This is a genomic window from Methanobrevibacter sp., from assembly GCF_045112895.1.
Classification (GTDB): domain Archaea; phylum Methanobacteriota; class Methanobacteria; order Methanobacteriales; family Methanobacteriaceae; genus Methanocatella.
In genome coordinates this window covers 1-8,890 of sequence record NZ_JBGUIH010000057.1, presented here as the reverse complement: position 1 = coordinate 8,890, position 8,890 = coordinate 1, and the positions used below count along the sequence as shown (strand labels likewise).

At 35.1% G+C, this 8,890-nt stretch carries 7 protein-coding genes; 5 read left to right on the top strand and 2 right to left on the bottom strand.

The features are described 5' to 3' along the window. Positions 1-1,131: DEAD/DEAH box helicase (locus ACJMLD_RS09625; RefSeq protein ID WP_405270943.1), on the bottom strand; the 1,131-nt coding region annotated here is incomplete at its 3' end. 197 nt (positions 1,132-1,328) lie between these two features. Between ACJMLD_RS09625 and carA the strand changes: the two genes are divergently transcribed. Both carA and carB read left to right on the top strand, forming a co-directional pair. Next, a complete protein-coding gene (gene carA, locus ACJMLD_RS09620; RefSeq protein ID WP_405270941.1) occupies positions 1,329-2,411 on the top strand; it encodes a glutamine-hydrolyzing carbamoyl-phosphate synthase small subunit in 1,083 nt (360 codons plus the stop codon). A gap of 20 nt (positions 2,412-2,431) precedes the next feature. Next, on the top strand, positions 2,432-5,608 hold the full coding sequence (gene carB / locus ACJMLD_RS09615) for a carbamoyl-phosphate synthase large subunit (protein ID WP_405270938.1): 3,177 nt from the start codon (positions 2,432-2,434) through the stop codon (positions 5,606-5,608). An 18-nt stretch (positions 5,609-5,626) separates the two neighbouring features. Here the strand turns inward: carB and ACJMLD_RS09610 are convergent, their stop codons facing one another. Then, positions 5,627-6,220, bottom strand: a complete 594-nt coding sequence (locus ACJMLD_RS09610) for a zinc ribbon domain-containing protein (RefSeq protein WP_405270936.1) — start codon at positions 6,218-6,220, stop codon at positions 5,627-5,629. A 120-nt stretch (positions 6,221-6,340) separates the two neighbouring features. On the opposite strand from ACJMLD_RS09610, the gene ACJMLD_RS09605 reads away from it, so the two are divergent. From ACJMLD_RS09605 to ACJMLD_RS09595, 3 genes are read left to right on the top strand one after another with little or no spacing between them, the layout of a single operon-like run. Beyond that, positions 6,341-7,495, top strand: coding sequence for an amidohydrolase family protein (locus ACJMLD_RS09605; protein WP_405270934.1), 1,155 nt, complete (start codon positions 6,341-6,343; stop codon positions 7,493-7,495). Between the two features lie 41 nt (positions 7,496-7,536). Continuing rightward, a complete protein-coding gene (locus ACJMLD_RS09600) occupies positions 7,537-7,962 on the top strand; it encodes a universal stress protein (protein WP_405270945.1) in 426 nt (141 codons plus the stop codon). A 41-nt stretch (positions 7,963-8,003) separates the two neighbouring features. Next, complete coding sequence (locus ACJMLD_RS09595; RefSeq protein WP_405270931.1) at positions 8,004-8,849, top strand: CBS domain-containing protein; 846 nt, start codon at positions 8,004-8,006, stop codon at positions 8,847-8,849. Positions 8,850-8,890 lie beyond the last annotated feature (41 nt).

Below are 8,890 nucleotides of genomic sequence, written 5' to 3'. Positions count from 1 at the left end.
ATCCGTTTTTAACTTCTTTGAAACTAATTTCTGTATTATTTTGCCCATTTGGGCATATTGGGTAAAGATTATGACTTTTTCATCCATATCCAAAATGTTTTCCAAAATTGTTATTAGCAATTCCATTTTTCCGGATTCTGAAATTTTCGGATTGTCTGAACGCAGATATTGTGCTGGGTGATTGCATGCCTGTTTCAGCCCAGTGATAATGTTTAGGATTATTCCCCTTCTTTCAATGCCGGTTTTTCCTTCCAAATCCTCAAATATGCCAGCCATTATTGCATTATACAATAAAATTTGTTTTTTCGTTAGGCTACAGTAAATATCATTGACAATTTTATCCGGAAGTTCGTCTTTGATGTTGTCGTCAGTCTTCAGACGTCTTAATACAAATGGTTTGGTTATTGTTTTAAATTTTTCTAAAGTTTTTGTTTCTTCAAGTCTTTCAATACGCATGACATAATTTGCTTTAAAGTTATCTAATGTTGATAGGTATCCTTTGTTTACAAAATCAAATATTGACCAGTAATCCGTTAATCTATTTTCTATTGGAGTACCTGTCAACGCAATTTTGGTGGCTGCCGGGACGCTTTTAATCGCTTTTGTCTGTTGGGTGTTCGGATTTTTAATGTTTTGTGCCTCATCAATAACACATATGAACCATTCTCTGTCTAAAAACATATCTAAATCGAGCCTTATAACTCCATAAGAGGTTAATATGATATCATAATCTTCAAAAGGGAATGTCCTGTTGGGGCCATGGTAAATGTAATAAGTTAACTGAGGCGTAAATTTATTTATCTCATTTTCCCAGTTTGAAATCAGCGTAGGGGGAACGATTATTAATGACGGCTCATTATCTAATGGATTCATCTCCTTAAAATGGAGGATGGCTGTTAAAATCTGGATAGTTTTCCCAAGACCCATATCGTCGGCCAATATGCATCCAAAGTTATATTTGATGTTTTGAACCAACCAGGAATATCCTATTTTTTGATATGGCCTTAACTCCCCTGTCAATGACTTTGGGACTTCATAAGCTTTTGTTTCGTTAATCAGCTTTTTGAATTTCTCATAATCCTTTGGATTTCTAAATTGCTTTTTTATTAATTTTTCAGATTCGGAATCCATACTTCTTTCCCGTTAAGTTTGATTTGGTATATTGCTATATTAAATAATATTCAATTTTCTAACATAATTATTTTTATTTTTTAATTATTTTTTTGAAATTCATTCTTAAAATATCCAAAAAACAAAGGTTAATAATATAGTAAAATAATATATATTAAAGATAGAATGTAATTCTATGTATTTATGATGGTGATTTAATGGTGAAAATAGCTAAATTGGCTTTGGAAGATGGTACTGTTTTAAGAGGAGAAGCATTCGGTTATGAAACCACCAAATTGGGAGAACTTGTTTTTTCTACAGGTATGGGTGGCTACACCGAATCTTTAACTGATCCGTCTTTTAAAGGAGAGATTTTGATGTCCACTTACCCATTGGAAGGGAATCATGGCGTAAGTGAAGAGTGGTATCAATCTGATAAGGTTCAGGTTGAAGGTTTTGTTTGTCGTGAGGTCTGCCGTGAACTTTCTAATTTTGGACCTCAAAAGACATTGGACGAATTTTTAAATGAATTTGAAACTCCGGGAATCAGTGGAATCGATACCCGTGATTTGACCCTTAAGATTCGTGAAAGAGGTTCACTTAAAGCAGCAATAACAACTGAAGATATTTCCGATGAGGAATTGCTTGAAATGGCTCGTGCACAGCCAAGCATTGAGGATATAGATGTTGTTCCATTAGTATCCACTAAAGAAATTAAAATATTTAATGAAGACGCAGACAAAAAAGTTGCTTTGATTGACTGTGGTGTTAAAAAGAACATTATCAACTCATTTTTAGAAAGGGATATTGGTGTTATATTATTCCCTTACGATACTGATTATAAAACCGTATTAGATTATTCTCCAAGCGGACTGATGATTACTTCCGGACCTGGAAATCCGGACAGAGTAACTGAAACTATTGAAACAATGAAAAAATTATCAAACAGATTGCCGATTTTCGGCATTTGTATGGGCCAACAATTGATTGCAAAATCTTTTGGAGCAAGATCATATAAGATGAAATTTGGGCACAGGGGTGAAAATCAACCGGTTAAAGATTTGGAAACCGGAAAAGTATTCATCACTTCACAAAACCATGGATTTACCATTGATAAAGAGTCATTAAAAGAAACTGATTTAGTTTTAACCCAAATTAACTTAAACGATGGAACTCCTGAAGGAATTTCACATAAGGAATTGCCTTTACATTGTATACAGTACCACCCTGAAGCGGGTCCTGGTCCAAACGATACAAGAAGTATTTTTGACGAATTCAATCAAATGATGGATGATTATTAAAAAATTTATGGGGATTACATATGCCAGTTGATAAAGATATTAAAAAAGTATTAATTATTGGTTCTGGACCTATTCAAATCGGACAAGCTGCCGAATTCGATTATTCAGGTTCACAAGCATGTAAATCACTAAGAGAGGAAGGTATTGAAACAGTACTCGTTAACAGTAATCCGGCTACTATACAAACTGACCTTGGAATGGCAGATACTGTTTATACCGAACCATTGACTCCGGAAGTTGTTGCAAAAATCATAGAAAAAGAGGATATAGATGCTATTTTACCAACCATGGGTGGACAAACCGGATTAAACATTGCAACAGGTCTTGGAGACTTAGGATTATTGGAAGGAATCAAGGTCATAGGTTCTGATGTTCAGACAATTAAGGATGTGGAGGACCGGGACTTGTTTGCCAATCTTATGGAGGAGATTGGTGAGGAAATTCCAAAATGTCAGGCCGTTGAAAGTGTAGAGGATGCACTCAAGGCTGTTGAAGATATTGGTTATCCAGTTATTGTAAGGCCGGCATTCACATTAGGTGGTACCGGCGGAGGAATAGCACACAATGAAGAGGAATTGATTGAGATTGCAAATCATGGATTGGATATGAGTTTCATTAACCAAGTTCTCATTGATGAATCCGTTCTCGGATGGAAGGAAATAGAATTTGAGGTAATGAGAGACAAGGAAGACACCTGTATCATTGTATGTACCATGGAAAACATTGACCCTATGGGTATTCACACAGGTGACAGTGTTGTAGTTGCTCCTATTCAATGCTTATGCGATGAGACCATCCAAAAGATGAGAGATGCTTCAATCAAGATTATCAGAGCATTAGGTATTCGCGGTGGATGTAATATTCAATTTGCACTCAACCCTGAAACCGACGAATACAAGGTCATTGAAGTAAACCCTCGTGTATCAAGAAGTAGTGCGCTTGCATCAAAAGCGACCGGTTATCCGATTGCTAAAATCTCTTCAAAAGTGGCTTTAGGCTTGACTTTAGATGAAATTAAAAACGACATTACAAAAGAGACTCCAGCTTCATTCGAACCGGCTATCGATTATGTTGTAATTAAAATCCCAAGATGGCCATTTGACAAATTCAAAGGTGTTAGCCGTCAGGTCGGAGTTCAAATGAAAGCAACAGGGGAAGTAATGGCTATTGGAAGGACATTCGAAGAGGCTTTCCAAAAGGCGCTCAGATCACTTGACATGGGATTCGATGGTTTTGAATATGTGGAATGGACCAAAGAAGACTTGGCAAATCCAACCGATATGATTTATTTCCAGATATATTCCGCCATTAAGGATGGTATGGATATTGATGAAATCGGAAAAATCACTAAAATCGATAATTTCTTCTTATACAAAATCAGAAACATCGTCAACTTTGAAAATGATGTGACTGCTGATAAATTAAATGATGAAGTTTATTTAAGAAAAGCGAAACAGTTAGGTTGTTCCAATAAAAGATTGGCTGATTTGTCTGGCCAAACTGAAGAATATATCAGAAACCTGCTTTCAAGATACAACATTAAACAGTCCTATAAGATGGTTGACACTTGTGCTGCCGAGTTTGAAGCAAAGACTCCATATTACTACAGTAGTTATGATGAAGGTAATGAACTCGTCTCAACAACTAGGAAAAAAGTGGTAATTCTCGGTGCGGGACCAATTAGAATCGGTCAAGGTATTGAATTTGATTACTGTTGTGTACACTCTTCTTTAGCTTTAAAAGAAGACGGAATTGAAACAATATTAATCAACAACAACCCGGAAACTGTAAGTACAGACTATGACATTTCAGATAAACTGTTCTTTGAACCGTTAACATTTGAAGATGTAATGGGAGTAATAGAACAAGAAAAGCCGGATGGGGTAATTGTACAGTTTGGAGGTCAAACCTCAATTAACCTTGCAGTACCATTAGCTAATGCAGGTGTTAAGATATGGGGAACTTCATATGACAGTATTGATAGGGTAGAAGATCGTGAATTATTCGCAGAGCTATTGGAAAAACTGCACATTCACCAAGCACCATACGGAACCGCAAATTCATTTGAAGAAGCAAAAGAAATTGCAGAAAGAATCACATTCCCTGTTCTAGTGCGTCCATCATATGTAATTGGTGGAAGAGCAATGGAAATCGTTTATGATATGAATGAACTCGAGGAATATATGGAAGAAGCGGTTAAAGTCTCACCAGACCATCCGATTTTAGTCGATAAGTTCTTAGAAGATGCAATCGAGCTTGATGTGGACCTTTTATGTGACGGTGATGATGTATTTATTGCAGGAATCATGGAACACATTGAAGAAGCAGGTGTTCATTCAGGAGATTCCGCATGCATAATACCCCCTCAAACACTTCCAAAACATATTTTAGATACTGTTCGTGAAAATTCAAGAAAATTAGCTTTGGAATTAGATGTTAAAGGTTTAATGAATATTCAATATGCCGTGAAACTTGATGAAGAAATGGTTTACATCATTGAAGCAAACCCTCGTGCAAGTAGAACAGTTCCTTTTGTAAGTAAAGCTATTGGTGTGCCTATTGCAAAAGTGGCTACTTGGATTATGAATGGGGCAAAATTAAAAGACTTTGGCTTAACCAAAGAGGTTAAAATAGATCATGTTGCTGTAAAAGAATCTGTATTCCCATTCTTGAAACTTCCTGAATCAGATACTGTTTTAGGTCCGGAAATGAAATCAACCGGTGAAAGTATCGGTATTGATGAAAGTTATGGAATGGCATTCTACAAATCACAGCTTTCAGCAGGCATGGAATTGCCTAAAGAGGGTAAAATCTTCATTAGTGTTAAAAAATCAGATAGGAAAAAAATCAGACCTATTGCAGAAAAAGCGGCCAATTTAGGATTTGACATTATAGCAACTGACGGCACTGCAGATGCTACCGGCCTTGATTCAGTCGAAAAGATTTTAAAGGTATCTCAAGGTTCTCCTAACATTAGGGATGCTATCCTAAACAATGAAATTGATTTGATTATTAACACTTCCGAAGGTAAGCAATCCGCAAAAGACGGTTATATCATTAGACGTCTGGCTATTGAACTTGGCATACCTTATGTTACCACATTGGCTGGTGCAAGAGCGGTTTTAAATGCTATTCAAGCTGTTCAAAATAATGAGATCAATGTAAAATCTTTAAATGAATATGTAGATGGAGAATAATCTTTCTCTATCTTTTTTTTAATTTTTATACAGATATTCTTCAATATCAATACCGCAAGAAGGACACTCTTTTTCTCCGATTCTTAACCTGCTTTTACATTTAGGACAGAAGTTTAATTGTACTTTATATGTGACTGTTGGATCAATAACAATATTGACTTCGATTCTTTGACTGATATGGGTTTTTAAGACAGATTTGTCCCAATGATTGTCCATCAATAGCTTTTTGTAGTAGAACGCTTCGGTCATGGTGTCATAATAACCGATAATCTCCTCACCTTTTTGAATATAGAATTTGCGCATCTTATGGTTAAAAAGGATTTCCCCTTCCCTTTCTCCCTTGTTGACTTTGGTTCCTCTGATTCTGCCTTTTGGCCTTTTTTCAGGAAATGGGGGCAATTCCATATTTTCATACTTGTTTTCCAAATCGCATTCAACAAGCAAATCATAATCAAAATTACAAAAAAATAGTGCATCCCTTTCATATAACGCATCAGATAGCTTTCTAAACTCCCCATAATCTTTATTGTTATATTTAACTCTATATACATCACCAGTTTTCACGATGTTCCTGTAGAAGTATCTAATTTCATGAGAGTTAATAGCAATCACCTTGATGGTTTAAAAAGAAATTTTATCAAATTACGATTATAGTTTATTATTAAGTTTTTTTAATTTTTAAATTTTTTTAATGAAAAATTATATTAATAAAAAAAATTAGACTTTCCTTTAATGTTCACTATAGCTAATGGAATCATTTTAAAAGGCGCGAATCTAGTTCCCCATCGGGAAAATATTGTCGTCGATGAGGGAAAAATCATCGAAATCGGCAAAGATTCCCGAGAAGGGAAAATCATTGATGTTGAGGGGGCCGTTGTCTGCCCGTCTTTTATTAATGGCCACATCCATATTGGAGATTCAATAATTAAAGATGAGGGATATTCATTGTCTTTAAGCGAAATGGTCAAACCGCCAAATGGCATTAAGCATGTCGCTTTAGCTAATGCTAGCGATGATGAGTTAATTGAAGCGATGAAGAGTTCAATGTGGGATATGGTGCATAGCGGAACAACCCATTTCATCGATTATCGTGAAGGGGGCATTAAAGGAGTTAAGCTATTGAAAGAAGCCTCCAAAGACGTTCCGATAAAGCCAATAATTTTAGGTCGTGATGATAGTTTTTATGGAGAAGATCCCGACTTGAATAAGGTTAAGATAGCAATTCGCAAAATTCTTAAAATCGCTGACGGCATTGCTCCAAGCGGATTTGGCGAAATTACTATGGATGTTGCTGAAATAATTTCTAGCGAATGTGAAAAAGCAGGTAAAATCTCATCGATTCATGTTGCTGAATCCGAATCCAATCAAATAGAATCCTTAAACGAATATGGGTTAAGTGAAATAGAAAAGGGCGTTAAGACTAACTTTTCCCAATTGGTGCACCTTACCAATCCTAAAAACAATGATTTGAAGATGGTTTGTGAATCTTCTCAAAATGTAGTTGTGTGTCCAAGGGCAAATGCAACCTTGAATGTTGGTGTTGCTCCTTTAAACGATATGCTTAATTTAGGTTTAAAGCCATTGCTTGGAACGGATAATGTAATGCTCAATTCACCCAATATGCTTCGTGAATTGGAATTCAGCTTAAAAATCATGTCAGTCTACCATAATGATTATATTGGTCCGGTTGAACTTTTAAAAATGGCAACAACCAATGTCTGTGGATTTGAGATTAATGATGTAATCCGGAAGTCCATGATAAGGGAAAATGATTTTGCCGAATTCGTTGTTTTTAATTCTTTTTCTAAAAATCCTTATTTAAATATAATAAATAGGGTTGAAACGAAAAATATATTATATACTATTAATAAAAGATTTAATGTATAATATTAAAGTATATATTTTATACATTATGGAAGTTGTTAATGATGTATAGAAAAATATTGGTTCCCACAGACGGCTCTGAATTTGCAAAAAAAGCTCAGGAGCATGCTTTGTTTTTAGCAAAAGTCAGTGGGGCCGAAATTGTTGCTGTGAGCGTCACAGAAAATAATTTTGTTAGCGGACTTCCATTAGATGATGAAGTATATCTATTAAATCAAATTCTAAAAGAACAATCTGAAGAAAATCTTAAAGAATTTGATGAATTAAACGATAATACTGATTTAAAGATTACCCATGTGATTAAAGAAGGATCACCTGCTAAGGCGATTTTAGAGGTGGCAAAAGAAGAAGAAATTGACTTGATAGTAATGGGTAGTTCAGGAAAATCTGGTTTCGATAGATTTATTATGGGTAGTGTAGCGGATAAGGTTGTAAATTCAGCTAAATGCGCGGTGCTCGTAATTCATTAATCTTACCATTTTATTATTGTATTTTGTAAAAAGGTGTTTATATGTTAGTTAAAAGAACAATGTCTAAAAATGTAGTATGTGTTTCCGTTCCTGGAAACAGAGATAAAGTTTTAGACTTAATGAGAAAAGAGAAAAAAGCAGTATTACCAGTTGTTAAAGAAGATACTGACATTTTAGTAGGACTAGTTACTCGTTCTGATTTAATTAATAATCCTGATGAAGAACAAATTGCAATGTTAATGACTAGAGATTTAATCACTGTAAATCCTGGTGATGATGTAGTTGTTGCAGCTCGCAAAATGATTGAAAATGATGTAAGAAGAGTTCCAGTAGTCAATGAAGATGGTGAATTGGTAGGAATTATTACATCTTTTGATTTAGTATCTAAAGCTTTAACTAAAATTGAAGTTAATGATGTAGTTGAAAATTATATGATTACCACTGTTCCAACCACTTGGGAAAACGCTCCATTAAATGTTGCCTTTGAAAGTATGAAACAGTTCGGTTTAAAATCCATCTTGGCATTAGATGACGATGCAAAATTATCCGGTATTTTAACCGAAACAGATTTCATCGCAGAATCCGAAATCATCTCTGAGAGAAGTGAACACAGTTCTACTGTTGGTACTGAAGGAGATAAATGGTCTTGGGACAGCACATCCGTATTATACATTGAGAAAAACCACTTAAAATTCACTGATAAAGTAGTTCGTGACGTTGCAGTTGAAAATGTTGAAGTTGCTAACTCAAAAACCAAAGTTTCAGACTGCGCTAAAAAAATGAAAACCTTAAACATCGAACAAATTCCTGTTATTGGTGTTGAAGGGGATTTAGTTGGTCTTGTAAGAGCTAGTGATTTAATTAAAGCATTGATCACTGAAGAATAGTGGTATGATGGCTGTTAGTCCAGTTTTGGTAATTAGACTAG